This is a genomic window from Nocardia sp. PE-7 (genome assembly GCF_030486425.1).
Lineage (GTDB): Bacteria > Actinomycetota > Actinomycetes > Mycobacteriales > Mycobacteriaceae > Nocardia > Nocardia salmonicida_A.
In genome coordinates, this window is sequence record NZ_CP129614.1 from 6,862,073 (window position 1) to 6,883,870 (window position 21,798).

The 21,798-nt window shown below is 68.6% G+C and carries 18 protein-coding genes; 11 read left to right on the top strand and 7 right to left on the bottom strand.

Translation table 11 applies throughout. The features are described 5' to 3' along the window. Positions 1–188 precede the first annotated feature (188 nt). Positions 189–1,517, top strand: coding sequence for an MFS transporter (locus QX204_RS32115; protein WP_301904204.1), 1,329 nt, complete (start codon positions 189–191; stop codon positions 1,515–1,517). 10 nt (positions 1,518–1,527) lie between these two features. Here QX204_RS32115 and QX204_RS32120 read toward each other — a convergent pair whose 3' ends face one another. After that, positions 1,528–1,764 carry a hypothetical protein gene (locus tag QX204_RS32120; protein WP_301904205.1) on the bottom strand — a complete coding sequence of 79 codons (237 nt, stop codon included), beginning with the start codon at positions 1,762–1,764 and terminating at the stop codon, positions 1,528–1,530. Between the two features lie 92 nt (positions 1,765–1,856). Here QX204_RS32120 and QX204_RS32125 point away from each other — a divergent pair, with 92 nt between their 5' ends. Further along, a complete protein-coding gene (locus QX204_RS32125; RefSeq protein WP_301904206.1) occupies positions 1,857–3,380 on the top strand; it encodes a DUF4185 domain-containing protein in 1,524 nt (507 codons plus the stop codon). Here the strand turns inward: QX204_RS32125 and QX204_RS32130 are convergent. The 3 genes from QX204_RS32130 to QX204_RS32140 form a co-directional block, all read right to left on the bottom strand. Beyond that, the gene (locus QX204_RS32130; protein ID WP_301904208.1) at positions 3,349–4,239 is read right to left on the bottom strand and encodes a 5-oxoprolinase subunit C family protein; all 891 of its coding nucleotides are present in this window, start codon (positions 4,237–4,239) and stop codon (positions 3,349–3,351) included. The genes QX204_RS32125 and QX204_RS32130 overlap by 32 nt on opposite strands. Before the next feature lie 69 nt (positions 4,240–4,308). Next, on the bottom strand, positions 4,309–4,983 hold the full coding sequence (locus tag QX204_RS32135) for a 5-oxoprolinase subunit B family protein (RefSeq protein WP_301904209.1): 675 nt from the start codon (positions 4,981–4,983) through the stop codon (positions 4,309–4,311). A 15-nt stretch (positions 4,984–4,998) separates the two neighbouring features. After that, the gene (locus QX204_RS32140) at positions 4,999–5,748 is read right to left on the bottom strand and encodes a LamB/YcsF family protein (RefSeq protein ID WP_194825260.1); all 750 of its coding nucleotides are present in this window, start codon (positions 5,746–5,748) and stop codon (positions 4,999–5,001) included. 175 nt (positions 5,749–5,923) lie between these two features. Here QX204_RS32140 and QX204_RS32145 point away from each other — a divergent pair, with 175 nt between their 5' ends. Beyond that, a complete protein-coding gene (locus tag QX204_RS32145; RefSeq protein WP_301904210.1) occupies positions 5,924–6,739 on the top strand; it encodes a hypothetical protein in 816 nt (271 codons plus the stop codon). Between the two features lie 15 nt (positions 6,740–6,754). Here QX204_RS32145 and QX204_RS32150 read toward each other — a convergent pair whose 3' ends face one another. Beyond that, on the bottom strand, positions 6,755–8,218 hold the full coding sequence (locus tag QX204_RS32150; RefSeq protein WP_301904211.1) for a CCA tRNA nucleotidyltransferase: 1,464 nt from the start codon (positions 8,216–8,218) through the stop codon (positions 6,755–6,757). Between the two features lie 362 nt (positions 8,219–8,580). Between QX204_RS32150 and QX204_RS32155 the strand changes: the two genes are divergently transcribed. Together QX204_RS32155 and QX204_RS32160 are read left to right on the top strand one after the other, a co-directional pair. Beyond that, the gene (locus QX204_RS32155) at positions 8,581–9,036 is read left to right on the top strand and encodes an NUDIX hydrolase (protein ID WP_056822633.1); all 456 of its coding nucleotides are present in this window, start codon (positions 8,581–8,583) and stop codon (positions 9,034–9,036) included. Continuing rightward, positions 9,033–11,492 carry a DUF6049 family protein gene (locus QX204_RS32160; RefSeq protein WP_301904212.1) on the top strand — a complete coding sequence of 820 codons (2,460 nt, stop codon included), beginning with the start codon at positions 9,033–9,035 and terminating at the stop codon, positions 11,490–11,492. The genes QX204_RS32155 and QX204_RS32160 overlap by 4 nt, the downstream gene beginning before the upstream one ends. Before the next feature lie 72 nt (positions 11,493–11,564). On the opposite strand, the gene QX204_RS32165 is transcribed toward QX204_RS32160, so the two are convergent. Further along, the gene (locus tag QX204_RS32165) at positions 11,565–11,906 is read right to left on the bottom strand and encodes a hypothetical protein (protein ID WP_301904213.1); all 342 of its coding nucleotides are present in this window, start codon (positions 11,904–11,906) and stop codon (positions 11,565–11,567) included. Positions 11,907–12,815: 909 nt separating this feature from the next. Between QX204_RS32165 and QX204_RS32170 the strand changes: the two genes are divergently transcribed. The 6 genes from QX204_RS32170 (at position 12,816) to QX204_RS32195 (ending at position 20,970) form a co-directional block, all read left to right on the top strand. Continuing rightward, positions 12,816–16,433, top strand: a complete 3,618-nt coding sequence (locus tag QX204_RS32170; protein WP_301908186.1) for a murein biosynthesis integral membrane protein MurJ — start codon at positions 12,816–12,818, stop codon at positions 16,431–16,433. Positions 16,434–16,727: 294 nt separating this feature from the next. Next, a complete protein-coding gene (gene sigM / locus QX204_RS32175; RefSeq protein WP_301908187.1) occupies positions 16,728–17,324 on the top strand; it encodes an RNA polymerase sigma factor SigM in 597 nt (198 codons plus the stop codon). Positions 17,325–17,408: 84 nt separating this feature from the next. Then, on the top strand, positions 17,409–18,179 hold the full coding sequence (locus QX204_RS32180; RefSeq protein WP_301904214.1) for an RsmA family anti-sigma factor: 771 nt from the start codon (positions 17,409–17,411) through the stop codon (positions 18,177–18,179). 122 nt (positions 18,180–18,301) lie between these two features. Continuing rightward, positions 18,302–19,288, top strand: coding sequence for a thioredoxin-disulfide reductase (trxB, locus tag QX204_RS32185; protein ID WP_301904216.1), 987 nt, complete (start codon positions 18,302–18,304; stop codon positions 19,286–19,288). A gap of 17 nt (positions 19,289–19,305) precedes the next feature. After that, positions 19,306–19,638, top strand: coding sequence for a thioredoxin (trxA, locus tag QX204_RS32190; protein WP_189031738.1), 333 nt, complete (start codon positions 19,306–19,308; stop codon positions 19,636–19,638). Between the two features lie 132 nt (positions 19,639–19,770). Next, positions 19,771–20,970, top strand: coding sequence for an N-acetylmuramoyl-L-alanine amidase (locus QX204_RS32195; protein ID WP_301904218.1), 1,200 nt, complete (start codon positions 19,771–19,773; stop codon positions 20,968–20,970). Positions 20,971–21,026: 56 nt separating this feature from the next. On the opposite strand, the gene QX204_RS32200 is transcribed toward QX204_RS32195, so the two are convergent. Then, a complete protein-coding gene (locus QX204_RS32200; RefSeq protein ID WP_056822618.1) occupies positions 21,027–21,752 on the bottom strand; it encodes a hypothetical protein in 726 nt (241 codons plus the stop codon). Positions 21,753–21,798 lie beyond the last annotated feature (46 nt).

A 21,798-nucleotide genomic window follows, 5' to 3' on the forward strand; every position in this document is an offset into this window, starting at 1 on the left:
CGCGGTGTAGTTCTAACCGAGGGGGTGTCGTCGATGGGGGCGTCACAGTTCAATTCTGGCACCAATCGTGGCGATGTACCGCTCACGGTGTGCGTGGTCCGCGGGCCGTTTGCCATGGCACTAGGGTCATGGCCGTGTCGACTCATCCCTCTGACGGCTCGAATACGGCGGATGAGCAGCCGATCTCGATGAGACATCTGCTTCGCGACACCCGCGAGGTGATCCGTCGTAACCCGCGAATGCCGCGCCTGGCCCTGTTGCGGCTGGCCGCGCAGTTCGGTGACGGGATGTTCCAGGCTGCCCTGTCCGGCGCGATCCTGTTCAACCCGGAACGCGAGACCGACCCGCTGGCCATCGCCGCGGGTTTCGCGGTGCTGCTGCTGCCGTATTCGGTGCTCGGGCCGTACGCGGGCGCCCTACTGGATCGGTGGGATCGGCGCAATGTGCTGCTGGTCGCGAGCGCGGCGCGGGCGCTGTTGATCGCCTTTGCCGCGATCACCTTGTTCGTCGGGGTGGGGGAGACGCCGCTGCTGGTGCTGGCTTTGGCGACGGTGGGCATCAGCAGGTTCGTGTTGGCCGGTGTGTCGGCGGCGCTGCCGCGAGTGCTCGAACAGCGCTGCCTGGTCCCGATGAACTCGGTGCTGGCGACGGTGGCCTCGGTATGCGCCGGCGTCGGCGCGGCGACATCGGTGTCGGTGATCGCGCTGATCGGCGCGGGTGACGCGGCCTCGGCGGCGGCGGTGGCACTCAGTGGGATCGGCTCGCTGGTCGGCGTGGTGCTGGCCTTCGGATTCCGCCTGCATGTGCTCGGACCGGATCGCGGTTCGGCCGCGACCGAGACCGCCGTGCACGCCATCGCGACCGGTCTGCGCACCGGCGCGCGGGCGGTGTGGCATTCGGCGCAGGTGACGACGGCGATGATCGGAATCGGCGCGCATCGCATCGTGTTCGGGATGAACACGCTGATCATGGTCCTGGTACTGCGCCAGCCGACCGACGACGACGAGATGAGCGGCGGGTTGGTCGGCTTCGGCGTGGCGATCGGCTTCGCGGCGGCGGGCATGCTGGTGGCCGCGATCGGCGCGCCGATCCTGATCCCACGCCTCGGCCGACCGCGCACCGTGCTGCTCGGGCTCACCACGGCGGTGATCGTGCAGCTCACGCTGGTGACACCGATCGCGCTGGCCACCGGCCCGGCCGTCGACGATGCGCACCGGCTGCTGCTGATCGGCGCGTTCGGGCTCGGCCTCGCCGGTCAGACGATCAAGCTGACCGGCGACGCGAGCATGCAGATCGACATCGTCGACGATCAGCGCGGGCAGGTATTCGCCTTGCAGGACACGGTTTTCAACGTCTGCTTCGTCTTGGCGATCGCGGTGACCGCGCTGGTGATTCCGGCCGACGGACGCTCCATCGGGGTGGTGCTGGCAGGCGCCGGGGTCTACGTGCTGGGCATCGCGGCCATCGCGCTCAATTCCCGTAGAGCCACGGTGGGCCCAGCTGAACTCCGGGGATAGCCGAACACGCCTAGGGCAGTACGCCATCGTCGCCGTTGCCGAGGGCGCCCGCGGGTTCCTGCGCGAGGACCGTGCGGTGGTCGACGGTGGACAGCGGGATGTCGGGGAGGAAAGCGTCGTGGTCGATGCCGGAGTCGTAGTCGACCCATAGCGCGTCGACGACGCTGGTGTCGGCCAGTTCGTCGTGGCTCGACCAGTGGTGCACGACCGCGTCGCCGGTTCCGAAGACGTACTCGATTTCGCTCACATCTGCTTGGACGCACGGCAACAGCGATCGGTTCCGGTAAGTTCTCACAAGATCACTGGTGTTCCTCGCCGACACCGATTCCAGGGAGCCAGATGCGCGCAAGACCGGTATCGCACGGAACTGCCGCCGTAGGTGTGGCACTGTCCGCAATCCTCGCTGTTCCCGCGCAGGCGGGACCGTTGCCCTGGCTGCCGCCGCCGGTGAATGTCTGCGGGGAAACGGGATTCGACCCCGTCAACCGGCTGCCCGACCCGGCCGCGCCGCCCGCGCCGATCCTGCCACCGAGCATCGATATCCCGATCTGGGTGCCGCAGCTGACGCCGGTCCCGATTCCCGACCCGCCGCACGACAACACGCGCGTGGCGCAGGTTCCGCTGCCTTCGGATCCGTGTCGTAATCCGTGCCCGGAGGTACGGGACACGCCGGAACCCGAACCGGAAAGTACAGACGAGACGACCTCGACCGGTTCGGCCGTTGCCTTGCCGCGGATCAGGATCAATCCGGAGATCGAGCCCATCCCGATCCCGGTTCCCGGTGGCGAGGGCGAGCCCGCCCAGGAAGCGCCCGCGCCGGTGGTCCGGCCGGTCGAGAAGGGCCCGCTGGGAGCACCGGTCTTGCCGGCCAAGGTGGAGTCCGTGCGGCTCGTCGACCAGGTCACCGGGCACGGCTCGGCCAACCGGACCGATATGCGCTGGCAGGTCGACGGCACCGACCTCGGGCTGTTCTGGGAGACCGAACCGGGCAAGGTGGCCATGGTTTTCGGTGACACCTTCGGCGAGGGCTGGGCCTACGGCGGCGCGGGCTCCGACACCGCCGACTGGCGGTCGAATGTGCTCGCCTACAGCACCGACAAGGACCTGAGCGACGGGATCACCATCGACTCGATGGTGCAGGACAGCCCCTGTCACGCCGCCGAACTCCTCGGCAGCCGCAAGATCAGGAACTGGGAGACCACCACCATCCCGACCTCGGGGTTCGCGCTCGGCAAACGGCAGTTCATGAGCTACATGTCGGTGAACCACTGGTCGAAGATCCCCGGCATGTGGATGACGAACTACGGCGGACTGGCCTACTCCGACGACGGCGGCTCGACCTGGACCAAAGATCAGCATGCCCGCTGGGAGAACATGTTCGGGCTCGGGAAGTTCCAGGTGGCGGCGATGGTGCCGCACGGAGAGTACGTCTACATGTTCGGCACGCCCAACGGCCGGATCGGGACGATCGGCCTGGCCAGGGTGCGCAAGGCCGACGTGCTCAACAAGACGGCCTATCAGTACTGGGTAGACGGTAATTGGGCTCCGGCGGCCGAGAACTCGGCGACAGCGCTCGTGCAGGGCACCGCCAGTGAGCTGTCGGTGCGGTTCGACGAGGAGAGCCGACAGTGGCAGATGGTCTATCTCGATTCGGTCGCGGGCCAGATCGTGCTGCGGACCGCGGGCCAGCCGCAGGGCGCGTGGACATCGACGGTGCCGCTGGTGTCCACCGAGATGTATCCGAAGGCGTACGGCGGTTTCATCCATCCGTGGTCGACCGCGCAGGATCTGTACTTCACGATGTCGGCGTGGGACAGCTACAACGTGTATCTCATGCACGCACGGTTGAATCCGCCACGCTGATCGCCGGTGCCGCCACGAACACCAGTTTTTCGCCCGGGCGAGCCTGCGCGACACGGTCGACATCGGCATCGAGGACGACGGCGATCACCGGGTAGCCGCCCGTGATCGGGTGGTCGGCCAGGAACACGACAGGCTGACCGCTCGGCGGCACCTGCACCGATCCCAACGCGACACCCTCCGAGGGCAATTCGCGCGTGACCGACCGCACCAGCGGCGGTCCGGCGAGGCGATCCAGGCGCGCGCCGACCCGGTCGGTGTCGGCGGAAACGATCCAGGAACCACGAAACAGCTGGTCGGGATCGGTGAACCAGTCGGCGCGCGGCCCCGGACACGCCCGGATCGTGAGTAGTTCCGGGCGCAGCGCAACCGGCGCGAACTCCACGGTCGGGAAGGTCCGCGGCGGGGGCCCGACCGGTAACTGCGTGCCGATCGCCAGCGGTTCGGGGCCGATGCCGGACAACGTGTCGCGGCTACGCGAGCCGAGCACTTTGGCCACATCGATGCCGCCGCGCACCGCCACATAGCTGCGCAGACCGGTGCTCGCCGAGCCCAATCGCAGCACCTGGCCCTCGTCGAGTTCGAGCACGCTGGCATGTCCGACCGGAGTGCCGTCGACGAAGGCGGGGGCGGGCGCACCGGTGACCGCGACGGTGAGGTGACCGTCGGCGCGCAGGGCGAGGCCGCCGAGCAACACTTCGATAGCGGCGAAACCCTCCGGATTGCCGACCAGCCGGTTCGCCAGCCGCAGCGACCCGCGATCGGCCGCGCCCGCCTGACCGACGCCGGAATCGAACCAGCCCTGTCTGCCCAGGTCCTGCACCGTCGCGAGCGGCCCCACCCGCTCGATGAAGATCAGCATGCGATCTCTCCCCGATTCGCTGTCGAGGCGGCGCACCGTTGAGCAGCCATTGATTTTCCGCCGAAGCAGCTATTCCTCGGAAGCGACGAACCTGACCGCCGAACCCGCCCGCACCAGCGCGGGTGGATCACGGTCCACCGCCCACATTCGCAGATCGGTGGTGCCGATCAATTGCCATCCGCCCGGTGTGCCGCGCGGATACACCGCCGAATATCCGCCCGCGAGTGCCACCGCGCCCGCCGGGATGGCCGTACGGGCACTGACGCGACGCGGCACCGTGAGCCTGCCGTCGGCCGAGGTGAGGTAGCCGAAACCCGGTGCGAAGCCCACGAACGCGCACCGCCAGACGGTGCCGGTGTGCGCCGCGATCACCGCCGGGATCGACAGGTCGAGCAGCCGGGCCACCTCGGGCAGATCCGCGCCGTCGTAGCGAACGGGAATCTCCACGACCGACTCGGTATCGGGCACTGTTCCACGGGAAACATCCGGCGAATCCGTTTGCGGTGGCTCGTGATCGAGCCGGTCGAGCAGCGCGACGAGTTCTCGGCGGACCTGCACGCCGTAGCTCACCGAATGCATGGTGACCAGCACGGTTTCCGCCGCGGGCAGCACATCCTCGACGCCGGCGATCGCGTGCACGCGCAGCGCCGAGGCAAGGCGCTGCACCGGGCGCGGGTCGTCGAGGGTGATGAGCACGGCGCGGTCACCCGCGGGTCGGATCCGCGCGTTCCAATCGATGTCCATCGTGCCTCCCACCCCTCAGCTGAACGGCTCCACCGGTATTCCGGCTTCGTCGAGCGCTCCCCGAATCCGGCGAGCCATCTCGACGGCCGCCGGAGAGTCGCCGTGGACGCACACGCTGGCCACGGACACGGCGACCGTACCGGGACCGTCTACGGTACGCGCGGTCCCCGACAGCGCAAGAGTTGTCGCCTGCGCCACGGCGTCGTCGGGCGACAGCACCGCCCCGGCAACTCCGCGCGGGGCCAGCGAACCTGTTGCAGTGTAGGCCCGGTCGGCGAATCCCTCACCGACGAAACGCACGCGCTGCGCGGCACGTTCCAGCTCGGTGCCCGCCGGACCGAGCAGCGTGAGGCCCGGTTCCGCCTCGGCCACCGCGGCGACCAGCGCCTCGGCGAGCAGACGATCGCGCGCGGCCGCGTGATAAAGGGCGCCATGCGGTTTCACATAGCGCACCCGATCGCCCGCGGCCCGCGCGAAGGCGGCGAGGGCGCCGATTTGATAGAGCACCTCATCGCGCAGATCGGCCGGGGCGATGGCGATATCGCGGCGGCCGAAACCGACCAGATCGCGATAGCCGACATGCGCGCCGATCCGCACGCCCTTGGCCACCGCCAGTTCGCATGTGCGGCGCATGATCGTCGGGTCGCCGGCGTGGAATCCACACGCGATGTTCGCGCTGGTCACGATGTCGAGCATGGCGGCGTCGTCACCCATCCGCCACGGGCCGAAGCCTTCGCCCAGATCACTGTTCAGGTCCAGCGGCATGTGCTGCCCTCCGGTCTTCGCGGGTCGCTCGCCGGGTATGTACCCCGGTACTTCGAGCATGAACGCACAGATTCATACCGTTATCACCGAGGGCGCGGTTCGGCAGGCATACGCGCGGCCGCCTGGTCACACTTCATGGCCACCGACGATCCGGCCAAGTACGCTCATAGCCATCATGGCCACGTATTTCGATCCGAAGTCCTGGTCACTGGCGGGCGCTGTCGATATGGGCAAACGCCTGCTCGACCCGTCTTGGATCGACCAGTGGCTCGGCTTCACCACGTCCTGGGCCGATCCCGTCGCCGACCTCGGCTCCGGCACCGTCACCGCGCTCATGCCCGATGTGTTGATGACCGTGCTCAGCGAGGGCATCTTCAGCCGTTTCGGCGGTCAGGAGATCAGCGCCACGCTGCTCGAGCACGACCTCACCGCCACCCTCGACTCGTTCAAGTTGCGCAGACGCGGCGCTCACTTCCAGAGCAAGACGGTGCTGTCGAACCTGGTGTGGGACTCGCACCCCTTCGACACGGTCACCGTGGTCGCGCACGGCGTGCGGCTGATTCCCGGTGTGCCGACCAAGGTTCGGGTTCAGCAGCTCGACATCGAGGGCACCATCGGGATCGGCGCGATGGCCGAATGGGTGGACGCCCAGAACCTGGACTGGCGGGTGCGGCTCGACGAACGCGGGCACATCGTCGCGACGCATCGCACGCGCAAGATGCGGGCGGTCGTCGACGGGCAGGTCTACGACAACCTGCTCACCCTCGACATCCGCAGGGCCAGTTGGTACGGGATCCGGCTGCCCAAACGGGTGATCCCCGCTCCCGCGCTGTTGCTCGACGACCTACCCAACCGGGCGAGCATTTCCTATGCGCACCGTCGCGGCGACGTGGTGAAGTTCCGGCTCGAATTGCCGGAGATCACCGGCTCGTTCGACCTGACCCAGATCCGCGACGCCATCATCGCGGGCACGACGCTGATCGTCTTCTGATCAGTTCTGCTGGGCTCAGTTCTGCTGGGCCCACCACTCGCGCAGCGCCGCTTCGGCCTCTTCCCGCGTCATCGGACCGCGGTCGAGGCGCAGATCCTTCAGGTACTTCCAGGCTTTGCCCACCTGCGGACCCGGCGGCAGCCCGAGCAGTTCCATGATCGCGTTGCCGTCCAGGTCGGGTCGCACCCGGGCCAGGTCCTCCTGCTCCCGCAGGGCCGCGATCCGCTCTTCCAGCTCGTCATAGGTCGAGCTCAGCGCGGCGGCGCGGCGCTTGTTACGGGTGGTGCAGTCGGCGCGCACGAGCTTGTGCAGCCGATCGAGCAGGTCGTCGGCGTCGGTGACGTACCGGCGCACCGCCGAATCCGTCCATTGCCCCTTGCCGTAGCCGTGGAAGCGCAGGTGCAGGAACACCAGGCGCGCAACCTCTTCGGTGAACGCCTTCGGGTACTTCAGCGCCCGCATCCGCTTGCGCACCATCTTCGCGCCGACCACCTCGTGATGGTGGAAGCTCACGCCGCCCGCCGGCTCGTTGCGCTTGGTGTCGGGCTTGCCGATGTCGTGCAGCAGCGCCGCCCAGCGCAACACCAGGTCGGGGTCGCCTTCCTCCTGGTCGATCGCCTGCTGCAGCACGGTCAGCGAATGCTGGTACACGTCCTTGTGCTGGTGGTGCTCGTCGATCTCGAGCTTCATCGCGGGCACCTCGGGCAGCACCCGCTGCGCCAAACCGGTGTCGCACATGAGATTGATGCCGTCGATCGGGTGGTCGGCGCCGATCAGCTTGTCGAGTTCGGCGCGCACCCGCTCGGCGGTGATCCGGTCGATCTGATCGGCCATCTCGACGATCGCCGACCGCACCCGCGGCGCCACCTGGAATCCCAGTTGGGCGACGAAGCGCGCCGCCCGCAGCATCCGCAGCGGATCGTCGTCGAACGAATCCTGCGGCGCCGCAGGAGTGTCCAGTACGCCGTCGAGCAGCGCGTCGATGCCGTCGAGCGGATCGACGAATTCCAGCGACCCGTCGGCGGCGATCTTGACCGCCATCGCGTTCACCGTGAAGTCGCGGCGCACCAGGTCGCCCTCGAGGGTGTCGCCGAAGGTGACCTCGGGATTGCGCGAGACCCGGTCGTAGGTATCAGCGCGGAACGTGGTGATCTCGAGCTGCTGATCGTCCTTGGCCGCACTGACCGTGCCGAACGCGAGGCCGCCGGTATCCCACAGATGGTCGGCCCACCCCCGCATCAGCTCCTGCACAACCTCCGGCCGCGCATCGGTGGTGAAATCCAGGTCGTTGCCGAGCCGACCGAGCACCGCGTCCCGCACGCTGCCGCCGACCAGATAGAGGGTGTGCCCCCGCTCGGCGAACATCGCCCCCAACGGCGCCAAAACATCATTGAGCTGCCCCAACGTCACCGCCGCCCCCGCCAGCAGGCGAGCACGACGATCCGCCACAGCATCAGGGACAACATCGGGAGAAACCACATAGGCACTTTACCGACCCCGTCGAATCCATTCCCCCCAGTCCACCACCGCCTCCCGACACCCCGCCCGAACCCGCCATAACCCGCACCAACAGCCCCCCGACCCCTAGGGAGCGGCGGCTACGAAGTGGCCGGTCCGCGGCCCCTGGGGGCCGCGACTCGAGCGCGCCAGCGCTCCAGCAAACACATCCTCAAACCTCCCCGGACTACCGAACAACAATTGCTGCCCTCGCCCCCTCACTCGCGCCCGCACTCAATCTGCACAGCTAAGCTGGGCGAGTGTCTCCTCCGGCCGATCGCGCGAACAGTCGACGCCGCCAGCCGCGGCGGCGCGGTTCGGCGAACACTGCCGGTAAACCGCGCATGCGCACCGTCCGGGAAACCTCCGCGGGCGGCCTGGTCGTAGAAGGTCTCGACGGTCCGAAGGAGCAGCGCACCGCCGCGTTGATCGGACGGACCGACAGAAGAGGCCGTCTCCTGTGGTCGCTGCCCAAGGGCCATATCGAAGCGGGCGAGACCTCCGAGCAGACCGCGATCCGCGAAGTCGCCGAGGAAACCGGGATCGACGGCGAAGTGGTCGCCGAACTCGGCAGTATCGATTACTGGTTCGTGACCGAGGGCAGACGGGTACACAAGACCGTGCACCATTTCCTGCTGCGATGTCTCGGCGGTGAGCTGTCCGACGCCGACGTCGAAGTCACCCAGGTTGCGTGGGTTCCGTTGAGCGAGTTGGATTCCCGATTGGCCTACGCCGACGAGCGGCGGCTGGCCGAAGTGGCGAATCGATTGATCGACCGGATGGAGACCGGCAAGCGATGACGGGTGGACTGATCCGGCTGATCACGGCGGTCCTGACCATCTTGGGTTCGATGACGCTGCTGCCCGCGCACGCGCACGCTCAAACCGACGGGTCGGGAACGCCGAAGTTTCTCAAGCTCACCCTGGACGCGGTGGCGCCGGGCACGGTGACCACCGGCAGCGATCCGAAGCTGACCGTGTCGGGCACGGTCACCAATATCGGCGACCGGGTCGTCGACGACGTGAGCGTGCGAATCCAGCGCGCGGCCGCGGTGGATTCGCCGAGCGGGCTGCGCAGTTCGCTGCGCCTGGATCAGGTGAACTACGAGGTGACCGGCCCGTTCCAGGATGTGGCGCCGCAGTTGAGTCCCGGTCAGCGCAAACAGTTCTCCGTGAGCATCGCGTTGCGCGCGGGCTCGGAGGCCTCGCTCGGACTGACCGAGCCCGGGGTGTATCCGCTGCTGCTCAATGTCAACGGCGAACCCGCCTACGGCACCCAGGCCAGGCTCGACGACGCGCGTTTCCTGCTGCCCGTGCTCGGGCTGCCCGGCACCGACGACACCAACCCACCGGTGTCGACGCCGCCGGAGGCCACGCCTGTCGCGACCACGATGATCTGGCCGCTGGCCGACCGGCCGCGCATGGTCGCGGGCAAGCCGGGCGCGGTGAACGGCCAGGTCGAACTGCTCGATGACGAACTGGCGGCCTCGGTGAGCAAGGGCGGGCGCCTCGAACAGCTCGTCGCGGCGCTGGAATCGGTGGTGCCCGCGCCGGGCAAAGACAAAGGCGTGGCCGGATCGGTGTGTATCGGCATCGATCCGGACCTGGTCTCGACCGTGCAGACCATGACGCGCGGCTATCGGGTGCTGGCGAGTCCGTCGGATCCCAGCGGGGCGACCAGGGAGGGGACCGGGGCGACGAGCGCGCTGGCCTGGCTCGACCGGTTGCGCTCGCTGGCCGGCTCGATGTGCACGGTGGCGTTGCCGTTCGCGCAGGTCGACCTGTCGGCGCTGGCCGCGGTGAACGATCCGGGACTGTCCGCGCGGGCTCTGCTCGCGCCCGCCGATGTGGTGGACTCGATCCTCGGCACGCAGTCGTTGCGCGGAGTGAGCCTGCCCGATGCAGGCAGCATCGACGATCCCGCCGGACGGTTGTTGCGCGAGCACGGATACGGAACGGCGGTGCTGGCCGGTTCGGCGGTCTCGGGTGACGGGTCGCCCGCAGATACCGACAACGCGCTCACCACCGCGCCGACCACGCTCACGCCCGATGTCGTGGTCGGTGGGGAACAGCCCGCGCCCGATGTGGTCCGGGTGCCGGATGTGAGCGTCGACCCGCCCGCCGGTTCCGCCGCGGGGACCGATCCCGCGCTGCGCGTGACCACCTTCGATATCTGGTCGGCGACCGCGCTGGCCGCGGTGGGTTCGAATCCTCCGACACCGTCGTTCACGCCGTCGAAGGTGCGTTTCGACGTCACCAACGACTCGCGCGCGGCCCGATTGCAGGACGCGCTCGGCGCGATGGCGTGGAGCGCGCTCAATCCGGCGCCGGATCGGCCGCGTTCGCAGCTGCTGATGCCGCCGCAGCAGTGGGGCGCCAGCCGGGAGGAGGGCGTGGCGCTGCTCAAGCAGGTCGAGCTGCTCACCCGCAACAACCTCGCGAGTCCGCGCAGCTTCACCGACCTCGTCGCCCAGGCGCCCGATCCGCGCCCGTTCGCGCTGGAGTACCTGCCGCGCGCCGCCCAGGACGCCGCGCCGGAACAGTTCATCGGACCGGTGCACGCCCAAGGCGCCCGGGTGACCGAACTGATGCGCGCACTGGTCGAACTGCCCGAGTCCGAGCTCACCCCGCTCGCGTTCCTGACCCCGGCGCGCGAGGACCTGCTGCGCGCGCTGAGCCTGTCCGACCGCAGGGCCGACAACGACACGCTCGCCGACCTGCACGCCCAGCGACGCATCGATCAGGCCACCCGCGAACTCGACACGATGTTCTCCTCTGTGTCGGTGCTGCCGCCGGGCGGGGTGTACACGCTGGCCTCCGAACAGAGCCCGTTGTTGCTGGTGGCGCGCAACGAACTGCCCGTCGCCATCCGGGTGATGTTCCGGATCGAGGCTCCGGCCGAGACGAACATCACCGATATCGGCGAACAGCTGCTTCCACCGTCCGGGACCCGGTCGTTCCAGATCCCGACCGAGGTGAGCGACAGCCGTAAGCTGGTGATTCCGATCGCCCTTACCACCCCGGACGGGATAGCGCTAGGAGAGGCGACCTCGGTCTCCGTGCGCTCGAACGCCTACGGTCAGGCGCTGGCCATAATTACCGCATGTGCCGCGATACTGCTGTTGCTGCTCGCCGGGCGCCGACTGGTGCGCCGGTTCCGCGGGCAACCCGATCCCGCCGACGAAGGGTTCGCCCCGGAGACGGTCGAACGGGCGGGTCGGCTGCGACGCGCACGTCAGCGGCTGCAACGGCAGTGAACCCCCGCGCCTGACGCGCGGTCAGGGCACCATGACAGACAAGGACGAGAGTGGCACTGGTGAGCGAAACGCTCATCGGACCGGCGGGATTCGCGGGTTACGCCGGGTACAGGAGGCATGATGGGCGACGATGATTCCGCTCATCGGCGCGACCACGACGACGACCCGACCCTGCGCCGGGCTCCCAGCGCTCCGTGGGAGCGTGGGATGACGGCCGGACAGGACGCCGACCGCGACGAGGCTGTGCCGCACGTGGATCGCCCGGTGGATCGGCGCCCCGGTGCGCCCGGTCATCGACCGGAGTTCGTCGCGCCTCGAGACGGCCGTCCGCCGGTCCGACCCGGTGATCCAGCCGTCGATCCGCATGCGATGCCTCGTCATCCCGCGGCCGGCCAGCCCGGCACCCCTCGTCATCCTGGTGTCCCCGGCGGTGAACTTCCGCCCGAGAATCCGGGTCGTGGCGGCTACCGACCCGTCGAACAGACCGGTTACCGGCCGGCATCCGCCGACCCCGGCGCACCGGCGCCGCCCTCGGCCCATCGCGGCCCCCGGCCTCCCATGCCGCCCGGTCAGCCCGGGTATCGCCCTGAACCGCCGCCGCCCGGGTACCGCCCTGCACCGGACGTGCCCGCTGGACAGCGCCGACCGGGTCCGCCCCAACCGCCCGCCGGCTACCGCTCCCCGGATCCGCAACGTCCGCCGCAGGGCGAACGGCCGGTCCCGAACCCGCGTCAACAGCCACCCGGGCCTGCGAACCGCTCGGGTGAGTTCCCGCAGCAGCAACGTCCCGGCGGTGTGCCGCCCCAGCGCCCCGGCGTAGGCGGTCCTCCCGCACGCCCCGGCGAGCCACCACGCCCTGCGGCCTTCGGCCCCGACGGTCGGCCGGTACCTCCACCACAGCGCCGCGCACCTGGTTCCGCCGGGCGCTCGGGCGAGTTCCCGCAACAGCAGCGCCCCGGGCCCGAGGGGTTCGCCCCACGGCGGCCCGGCCCGAACCCCTCGGGTGAGTTCCCCCAGCAACGACCGGTCCCGCCGCGTGGTGCGCCTTCCGGTGCCATCCCGAGACAGGATCGGCCCGATCAGGCCGGTGTGCGCCGACCGGCCCCGCCGGAGCAGGGGCGGCCCGCGCCGCCGCCGCGTGGAAGTTTCCCCGGCATGCCCGCCGCGGATCCCGGGCGGGACGGGCGCCAGGCAGGATTCGGTGAGCGTGGGCGAGCCACGGCCGGTCCGCTTGCCGCCGATCGGTCGGCGGAGCGGACTCAGGTCATCGCCAAGCCGAAGAAGGTGGCGGCCGAACCTTCCCCCAAGTCGGGCGACGCCCCGATGAGCGCCAACGCGAAGCTGCTCAAGGACTCGGGTTCGATCGCGGTCGCGACGCTGATCAGCCGGATCACCGGGTTCGCCAAGCAGTTGTTGTTGCTGACGGTGCTCGGTCCGGCCATCGCGAGTGCGTTCATTTCGGCGAACCTGATCCCGAACATGGTCGCCGAGCTCGTTCTGGGCGCCGTGCTGACCGCCATCGTCGTGCCGACCCTGATCCGTGCCGAGCAGGAGGACGCCGACAACGGCGCCACGTTCGTGCGCAGATTGGTGACGGCGGCCTTCACGGTGCTGTTCGTCGCCACCGTGCTGACCTTGGCGGCCGCGCCGATCCTGGCCGGTCACGTGCTCGTCTCGTCCGACGGCAAGGTGAACACGAACCTGACCGTCGCGCTCACCTACCTCCTGGCGCCCGCGCTGCTCTTCTATGGCATGTCGGCGTTGTTCACCGCGATCCTCAACACCAGACAGGCGTTCAAGCCGGGTGCGTGGGCCCCGGTGATGAACAACTTGGTCGCGTTGACGGTGCTGGCGGTCTACGCGCTGACACCCGGCGAGATCACCCTCGATCCGGTGCGGATGAGCGATCCGAAACTGCTGGTCCTCGGCCTCGGTATCACCGCGGGCGTGGCGACGCAGGCAGTCTGTCTGCTGCCCGCGATCCGCAGGCACGGGATCAACCTGCGTCCGCTGTGGGGAGTCGACGCGCGTCTCAAGCAGTTCGGCAAGATGGGCATCGCGATCATCCTGTACGTGCTGATCAGCCAGGTCGGCCTGGTGGTCGCGAACAATGTCGCCTCCCAGGCCGACGTGGCTGGTCCCGCGATCTTCGCGAACGCATGGGCGCTGTTGCAGCTGCCCTACGGCGTGATCGGGGTAACCCTGCTCACCGCCATCATGCCGAGGCTGAGCCGCAGCGCCGCCGACGACGACACCCCCGCGGTGGTCGACGACCTGTCCGTGGCCACCCGACTCACGATGATCGCGATGATCCCGATCGTCACCTTCATGACCCTCGCGGGCCCGGAGATCGGCCAGGCGCTCTACGGCTACGCGCGGTTCTCCGGAGACGCCGAACGGCTGGGCAGCGCGGTGAGCTGGTCGGCGTTCTCGCTCATCCCGTACTCGCTCGTGCTCATCCATTTGCGGGTGTTCTACGCACGCGAGCAGGCCTGGACGCCGACCTGGATCATCCTCGGCATCACGACGATCAAGATCCTGCTCTCGGCACTGGCGCCGGTCATCGCCCGCGACAGCGACGACGTGGTGATCGTGCTCGGTGTCGCCACCGGACTCGGATTCACCGCGGGCGCGGTGATCGGCGGTGTGCTGTTGCACCGCAGCCTCGGCGACTTGCGGATGGTCAATGTCGGCCGAACTGTGACCAGAGTGTTGCTCGCCTCGATCGCGGGCGGCGCGGTGATGCTGATCGTCGACACGGTGACCGGGCTCGACCGGGTCTCCGGGGGCGCGGGCTCGTTGCTGCGCGTCGTCATCGATTCCGTGGTGATGTTCTCGGTGGCCTTCGGATTGATGCGTCTGGCCGGTATTCCCGAGGTCGTCGCCATCACCGTCGCGATCTCGCGCAAGCTCGGCATCACCCCGCCGGCGCCGGATCTCGGACTCGACGACACCCCGGCGGACGACATCTACGCGACCACCGTGCTCCGCCGTCCCGATACCTATGGATTCCCCGCATACGGGCAGTCTTTGGATACCCAGACCATGGTGCTCCCCGTCATTCGACCGGGCGCTGTTGACAGCACCGGTAAAGCACAGTTCCCGTACGCTGTTCCGCAGACCGACACGGGTTTTCAGGCCGAAGGAGGACCGAGGGTGAGCGATGACGCGGTGGGCGGCGTCCCGGCCGCTGATTCTGCGGCGCGCGCGGCAGCAGGAATGTCCACCGAGGTCGGGCCCGATGCGCCGAACTCGACGGATTCCGAGCATACCGACGCGCCAGACGAAGGCGATACGCACGAAGACGGCGCGCGTTCGGCCATGCCGCCGCACGATCCGACATACGACACCGGCATGTTGCCGATTCCCCCGCAGGTGCCTCCGAGCGCCGCGACCAACCGTGGGCAGCGTGGCCCCAAGCTCATCCCCGGTGCGTCCGTCGCCGGTGGCCGATACCGATTGCTGGCCGGTCACGGCGGTGCGCGTGGGCTGAAGTTCTGGCAGGCCCTCGATATCAAGCTCGATCGCGAGGTCGCGCTGACCTTCGTGGACGCCGATCAGACCTCCGGCGAGAACTCCGGTCACGACGGCCCGCAGGCGGTGCTGTCACGCACGCTGCGCCTGGGCCGGATCAACGCGCCGGGCCTGGCCAGGGTCCTCGACGTGGTTCGTGGCAGCTCCGGCGGCATCGTCGTGGCCGAGTGGACCCCCGGCCGTTCGCTGCGCGAGATGGCCGAGACCGTGCCCTCGCCGGTCGGCGCGGCCAGGGCCATCAGGGCGCTCGCCTCGGCGGCCGAACTCGCCCACCGTGGCGGCGGCTCGCTGTCGATCGATCACCCCGATCGGATCCGGATCAGCGCCTCCGGCGACGCCGTCCTCGCGTTCCCCGGCACCCTCGGCGATTCCGACGCGCAAGGCGATGTCCGTGGCCTCGGCGCGATGCTCTACGCCCTGATCACCGCGCGCTGGCCGATTCGCGTCGGCGGCGTCACCGGCTCGGCGGCCACCATCGGCGGTCTGCGACTGGCCGATTTCGGGCCCGACGGCACGCCGGTGGAACCGCGGCAGATCCGGCCGGAGGTGCCGTTCGAGATCTCGGCCGTCGCGGTTCGCTCGCTGGAATCCAACAAGGGCGTGCGCACCGCTGCCACCGTGCAGCACGTGCTCGAGCAGGCCTCGGTCGTCGACCAGAAGACCGACTTCATTCCGGTCTTACGACTGGGTCAGCGGGCGGTTGCCCCCGGCGCCGATTCGCTCGCCGACCCGGAACTGCTCGCCGCCGAGCGGGAACGCTCCAAGCGGATGATGTGGATCATGGTCGCCCTCGGCGTGCTCGCGGCGCTGGTGGTCGGCGTGCTGATCTGGTGGATGGTCAGCATCTTCGCGCCCGGCGCGTCGGACAAGCCACTCGACCAGCAGATCAATATCGGCCTCACCTCGAGTGTGGCGCCGCCCGCGGCGTCCGCACCGCCCGCCGACGACCCCGCGGCGCCGCCGACGAGTGTGCCGGTGCCGGTCACCGGCGCCGCGGTGTTCTCCCCGGAGGGCACTCCCGATGGCGCCGCGGCGGCGGGCGCGGTGCTCGACCAGAACGCGGCGACGGTGTGGCGCACCGATCAGTACTTCCAGCAGTTCCCCGCACTCAAGAAGGGCGTGGGGCTGCTGGCCACGCTGCCCACACCGGCGAAGCTGACCAATGTGTCGATCACCTCGCCCAGCGCGGGGAGCACCGTCGAGATCCGCACCTCGCCCACCGAGGCGCCCACCCTCGACCAGACCCAGCTGATCGGTTCGGCCAAGCTCGGTGACGGTGTCACCGATATCGCCGTACAGACCGATCAGGCCGCTCGTTTCGTGCTGGTCTGGATCACCGGACTCGCCAACTCCGGCGGTCAGTTCCAGACCGCGATCGCCGACGTCCGCTTCGACGCGGCCCCTTAGTCTCACTGCGCCGTAAAACTCTCCCGCCTCCGCGTCGCCGCAGGTGGTCGAGCATTTCCGGGTCCATCGCCGAGCGTTGTCGAACTGCGGTCCGGTTGGTGCGTGATTGTTATCGACGATATGATTCCTGCGCGCTCTCGGTTGAGAGTTACCCAGGATTTGTCGACGTCGATCCTGGACGCCGCGTAGTGGTCAGGTGATGGATCGGCCTTGTTTCGCCGACTCGAAGTCGCCGTAACGAGCGCTGTCCGAGGGGTCAGTTTGTCGCCGGAAGTCAACGAGCAAGTCCGCGGGGTGCCACCGGGGCAGGTCGAGGCCGACGTCCGCTCGTTCCTCGAGAACGGCAGCGACAAGCAATTGCTGGCTGCCCACGTGCGCGGGGAACCGCACGTTTTCGCCGAACTGCTGCGCAGGCACTCCGACCATCTCTGGCAGACCGCGCTGCGCACCTCCTACAGCCGCGAGGACGCCGCCGACTGTCTGCAGGACGCCCTGTTCTCGGCCCACCGCACCGCCGCCTCGTTCCGCGCCGAATCCGAAGTGCGCAGCTGGCTGCACGCCATCGTGGTCAATGCCTGCCTCGACCGGATCCGGCGCAACAAGACCCGCCGCGCCGTCTCGATCCTGCCCGACACCATGCCGGAGGCGGTCGACCCGCACGACGCGTTCGCCGACTACGAGTTGTCCACCGTCGTGAGCGAGGCGCTGTTCACCCTCCCTGACGAACAGCGATTGGCCCTGGTCATGACCGAGATGGAGGGCCGCAGCGTGGCCGAAGCCGCCGCGGCGCTCGGCGTGGCGCCCGGCACGATCAAGAGCCGATGCGCCCGAGCGCGCGTACGTTTGCAAGAACGTTTGGAATTTTTCCGGGATCCAGGGAACCGGATGTAGTCGAGATGCGTCATTAACAGTGACGAGCAAGTCAGCGATGTAAATCCTGCGATCCGATATCGACAGAACAGGGGAGGTGCGAGGATGTCTCGATCCGTGCCGCAGCCTCCGTTCCCGTCGGAACTGCTGGCCGATCTGCATGCCGACAATCTCGCGCCCGAATTGCGCGAGCAACTGTGGCCCGTGGTCCGCACCGACGTAGACGCGCTGCACTACCTGAACAAGCTCGACGAGGTGAACACCCACCTCCGCACGCTGGCCACCGACGAGCGGGTCACCCACCGCATGCCCGACGACGTGGCCGACCGCATGTTCCGATTCGTCGCCCAACTCGACGCGGGCGACGGGCCGACCGATCGCATCACGCCGCTCTCGGCCGCTCAGGCGCCTCCTGCCGAGCCGATACCCACCGCCGACGAAACTCCCATCTCGCTGGACCGCTACCGTTCCCGGCGCCGACTGGGGCTACTCGCGGCCGCCGCGGCCACGGTGGCCGTCCTGGCGGGCGCCGGTGCCGTGTTCAGCACGTTCGACACCACCGAGGGCACCCCCACGGCCGCACCGTTCACCGAGCCGGCGGCCGCCGACGAACTCACCACCGCCGCCGCACTGCGCGCACTGGGCAAACGCGACGTGATCGGCCCGCTGGCCGACGAAGCCGCCCTCACCCGCTGTGTGCAAGCCAACGGCATCGACCGGGCGGTGCTCGGAGCGTCGAATATCACCTTCCGCGGCTCCGACGCCGTCCTCGTGCTGGTACAGGGCGTCGAGGCTCCCACCATCACCGCACTCGTCGTCGGCACCGGTTGCACCACCGGCACCCCCGAACGGCTGACCCTGCGCGACATCGGCTGAGAGTCGGCCGCGAACCGGCGCCGAGAAGCAGCGGTGCCAGCCGCGAAGCCATCACCGGGAACAACACCGATTAGGGTGTTGTTGACCGACACGTCCCCAGATTGTTTTTTCGGAAGGGCCCCATGAGCACGCCAGTTCGCGACCTGATCATCGTCGGCTCAGGACCCGCCGGCTATACGGCAGCCGTCTACGCCGCCCGCGCGGAGCTTTCGCCGCTGGTCTTCGAAGGCACCCAGTTCGGTGGCGCCCTGATGACCACCACCGAGGTGGAGAACTTCCCCGGCTTCCGCGACGGCATCATGGGTCCCGACCTCATGGAGCAGATGCGCGACCAGGCCAAGCGTTTCGGCGCCGAGCTGCGAACCGAGGACGTCGACGCGATCGACCTGTCCGGCCCGGTGAAGAAGGTCACCGTCGGTGACGAGACCTTCGAGGCCTACGCCGTCATCCTCGCGATGGGCTCGGCCGCGCGCTACCTGAACGTGCCGGGGGAGCAGGACCTGCTCGGCCGCGGTGTGAGCGCCTGCGCCACCTGCGACGGCTTCTTCTTCAAGGGCCAGGACATCGTGGTGGTCGGCGGCGGCGACTCCGCCATGGAGGAGGCGACCTTCCTCACCAAGTTCGCCGCGAGCGTCACCATCGTGCACCGCCGCGAGGAGTTCCGTGCCTCGCGGATCATGCTCGAGCGCGCCAAGGCCAACGAGAAGATCAAGTTCCGGCTCAACTCCGAGGTCGTGAAAGTCAACGGGGAGAAGAGCGTCACCAGCCTCACCCTCCGCGACACCCGCACCGGCGAGGAGTCCGAGCTCGACGCGACCGGGCTGTTCGTGGCCATCGGCCACGACCCGCGCAGCGAACTCGTCAAGGGGCAGGTCGCACTCGACGGCGAAGGCTATGTGCAGGTGACCGATCCGGGCACCGCCACCGATGTGGCAGGCGTGTTCGCCGTCGGCGATCTCGTCGACCACACCTACCGGCAGGCGATCACCGCCGCGGGCACCGGCTGCCGCGCCGCGATCGACGCCGAACGCTGGCTCGCCGAGCAAGGTGACATCACCGCCAACACGCTCGACCACGCCGACGGCCCGGCCGCCGTGCGCACCAACTGATTCAAGGAGATAGACCCATGGCCGAGAGCGCCAACACCATCACCGTCACCGACCAGTCCTTCGCCGATGACGTCCTGCTCAGCGAAAAGCCGGTGCTCGTCGACTTCTGGGCCGACTGGTGCGGCCCGTGCAAGATGGTCGCCCCCGTCCTCGAGGAGATCGCGGGCACCCACGCCGACAAGCTGACCATCGCCAAGCTCGATACCGAGGCCAACCCCGGCACCGCCCGCGACTACCAGATCCTGTCGCTGCCCACGATGATCTTGTTCCAGGGTGGCAAGCCGGTGAAACAGATCGTCGGCGCCAAGGGCAAGGCCGCACTACTGCGCGAGCTCGACGGCCTCATCTAGCACAGAGCATCCAATAAAAGCGTCTCCTACCGGCCGACGCGCCGTAGGATGCCTGGACCCGGGATTCCCGCAAAGCGGCCCGAGTCTGAGACAATCGACGGACGCTCCGGCCGAAGGAAAGGGCTCTTACGCATGCACCGACTTCGTCACGGCGATTCAGGACCAGCCGTCGCAGAGGTTCGGAGCACCCTCGCAAGCCTCGGCTTCCTGCATCTCCCACACGTCGAATCCACTGACGGACCGGAGTATTGGAAGGACACCGAGGCGGTGTTCGACCGGCCCCTCGATTCGGCGATCCGCGCGTTCCAGCAGCAGCGCGGTCTTCTCGTCGACGGGGTGGTGGGTCCGGCCACCTATCGCGCGCTGAAGGAAGCCTCCTACCGGCTGGGTGCTCGCACATTGATCTACCAGTTGTCGGCACCGCTCTACGGTGACGACGTGGCCACCCTGCAGCGCAAGCTGCAGGACCTCGGCTTCTACGTGTACCGGGTGGACGGGCACTTCGGCCCGCACACCCACGAGGGGCTCAGCGCGTTCCAGCGCGAGATCGGTCTGTCCGCCGACGGTATCTGCGGACCCGACACCTTGCGCTCGCTGGATCTGCTCGGCGCGCGCGTCACCGGTGGCAACCCGCATCGCATCGCCGAGGAAGAGGTGGTGCATCGGGCGGGCCCGCAGCTCACCGGCAAGCGCATCGTCATCGATCCCGGATTCGGCGGCGCCGACAAGGGTTTCGCGGTGCCCACCGAATTCGGCGACGTCTTCGAGTCGGAGATCCTGTGGGATCTGGCATCGCGACTCGAGGGCCGGATGGCCGCGACCGGCATGGAAACCTTCCTGTCCCGGCCGTGGGGCGCCAACCCCACCGATGTCGAACGCGCCGACACCTCCAACGCCTTCGACGCCGATCTGATGATCTCGCTGCGCTGCGCGGTCAGTGACAACCCGTCCGCCAAGGGCGTGGCCGGTTTCTACTGGGGCAACTCGCACGGTTCGGTGTCGATGATCGGTCAGGTACTGGCCGGCTTCATCCAGCGCGAAGTGGTGGCCCGAACCTCCGTGCAGGACTGCCGGACTCATCAGCGCACCTGGGACCTGTTGCGCCTGACCAAGATGCCGACCGTCCAGGTCGACCTCGGCTACCTCACCAACGACTACGACGCCTCGGTGCTCACCAACCCGCGCATGCGCGACGTGATCGCCGAAGCGATTCTCATCTCGGTGAAGCGGCTCTATCTGCTCGGCCAGGACGACCAGCCCACCGGCACCTACACCTTCGCCGAGCTACTGGCCGAAGAGCTGGCTGCCGCCGACGCGGCCCCGCGCGTGTAGTTCTTCAGACAACAATGGCCCCGCGGTTTTCCGCGGGGCCATTGTCTCGTCTCGGGTCAGTGCGCGCCGACGCGCGACGGCGGTTCCATCGACGCGGCGGCGAGGAGTTGGTCCAGCGCGCGCTCGACGTCTTCCTTCCAGCCGTGGTCGGAGTCGAGCTCCAGCCGCAGGCGCGGGAAGCGATGATGCGGGGCCACCACTTCGAAACCGACCTCGGCGAGGAAATCCGCGTCGATCATGCAGGTTTCGGGGGTGCACCTCGTCGCCGACGACGGGTCGCGCAGTGGCGCCGCGATCCGTTCCATCAGCCGCATCGACGATCCGAAGCCTCGATCGGCCACCGAACTGGACGGCGGGCCGTTGCGAATGCCGAACGCCTCCAGCGCGCGCACGCCACGACGCACCAGATCGGCCACCACGGCCTGAACCAGGCGGTGGGCTACATCGGCCTCGTCGTAGGGGAATTCGGCCTGCAGCGTGGTCAGCAGGACCGCGTCCGGGCTCACCGGGGAGGTGGGGAACAGTGCGGAGCGCGGCACGGCGCTCGGAGGGGAGTACAGCGCGCAGCCCGCGAGGTTGTTCTCCACGTGCGCCACCTGCCCGCACGAGCCCCACTCGAGCATCACCGTCGAGAGCCAGGCTTCCTTCTCGAAGACCGGATCGCTGAATGCGTGCGAGTCCTCCGCGACGGCCGGGTCGAGCTCCCAGAACACACACCGCCGGGTGTGCGCCGGGAGCTGACCCAACCCGTCGAGAGTCAAAGCCGTGACGCTGGTCGGCACCGCCTTGTTCAGCCTCCAGCTGTCGGATTCATCCACGCTCACGCCA

Excerpts from the sequence above, each read along its gene's own strand:
- QX204_RS32115 (WP_301904204.1), top strand. The coding sequence starts at position 189 with ATGAGACATCTGCTTCGCGACACCCGCGAGGTGATCCGTCGTAACCCG.
- QX204_RS32125 (WP_301904206.1), top strand. The coding sequence starts at position 1,857 with ATGCGCGCAAGACCGGTATCGCACGGAACTGCCGCCGTAGGTGTGGCA.
- QX204_RS32130 (WP_301904208.1), bottom strand. The coding sequence starts at position 4,239 with ATGCTGATCTTCATCGAGCGGGTGGGGCCGCTCGCGACGGTGCAGGAC.
- QX204_RS32135 (WP_301904209.1), bottom strand. The coding sequence starts at position 4,983 with ATGGACATCGATTGGAACGCGCGGATCCGACCCGCGGGTGACCGCGCC.
- QX204_RS32140 (WP_194825260.1), bottom strand. The coding sequence starts at position 5,748 with ATGCCGCTGGACCTGAACAGTGATCTGGGCGAAGGCTTCGGCCCGTGG.
- QX204_RS32145 (WP_301904210.1), top strand. The coding sequence starts at position 5,924 with ATGGCCACGTATTTCGATCCGAAGTCCTGGTCACTGGCGGGCGCTGTC.
- QX204_RS32155 (WP_056822633.1), top strand. The coding sequence starts at position 8,581 with ATGCGCACCGTCCGGGAAACCTCCGCGGGCGGCCTGGTCGTAGAAGGT.
- QX204_RS32160 (WP_301904212.1), top strand. The coding sequence starts at position 9,033 with ATGACGGGTGGACTGATCCGGCTGATCACGGCGGTCCTGACCATCTTG.
- QX204_RS32165 (WP_301904213.1), bottom strand. The coding sequence starts at position 11,906 with ATGACGAGGGGTGCCGGGCTGGCCGGCCGCGGGATGACGAGGCATCGC.
- QX204_RS32170 (WP_301908186.1), top strand. The coding sequence starts at position 12,816 with ATGAGCGCCAACGCGAAGCTGCTCAAGGACTCGGGTTCGATCGCGGTC.
- QX204_RS32180 (WP_301904214.1), top strand. The coding sequence starts at position 17,409 with ATGTCTCGATCCGTGCCGCAGCCTCCGTTCCCGTCGGAACTGCTGGCC.
- trxB (WP_301904216.1), top strand. The coding sequence starts at position 18,302 with ATGAGCACGCCAGTTCGCGACCTGATCATCGTCGGCTCAGGACCCGCC.
- trxA (WP_189031738.1), top strand. The coding sequence starts at position 19,306 with ATGGCCGAGAGCGCCAACACCATCACCGTCACCGACCAGTCCTTCGCC.
- QX204_RS32195 (WP_301904218.1), top strand. The coding sequence starts at position 19,771 with ATGCACCGACTTCGTCACGGCGATTCAGGACCAGCCGTCGCAGAGGTT.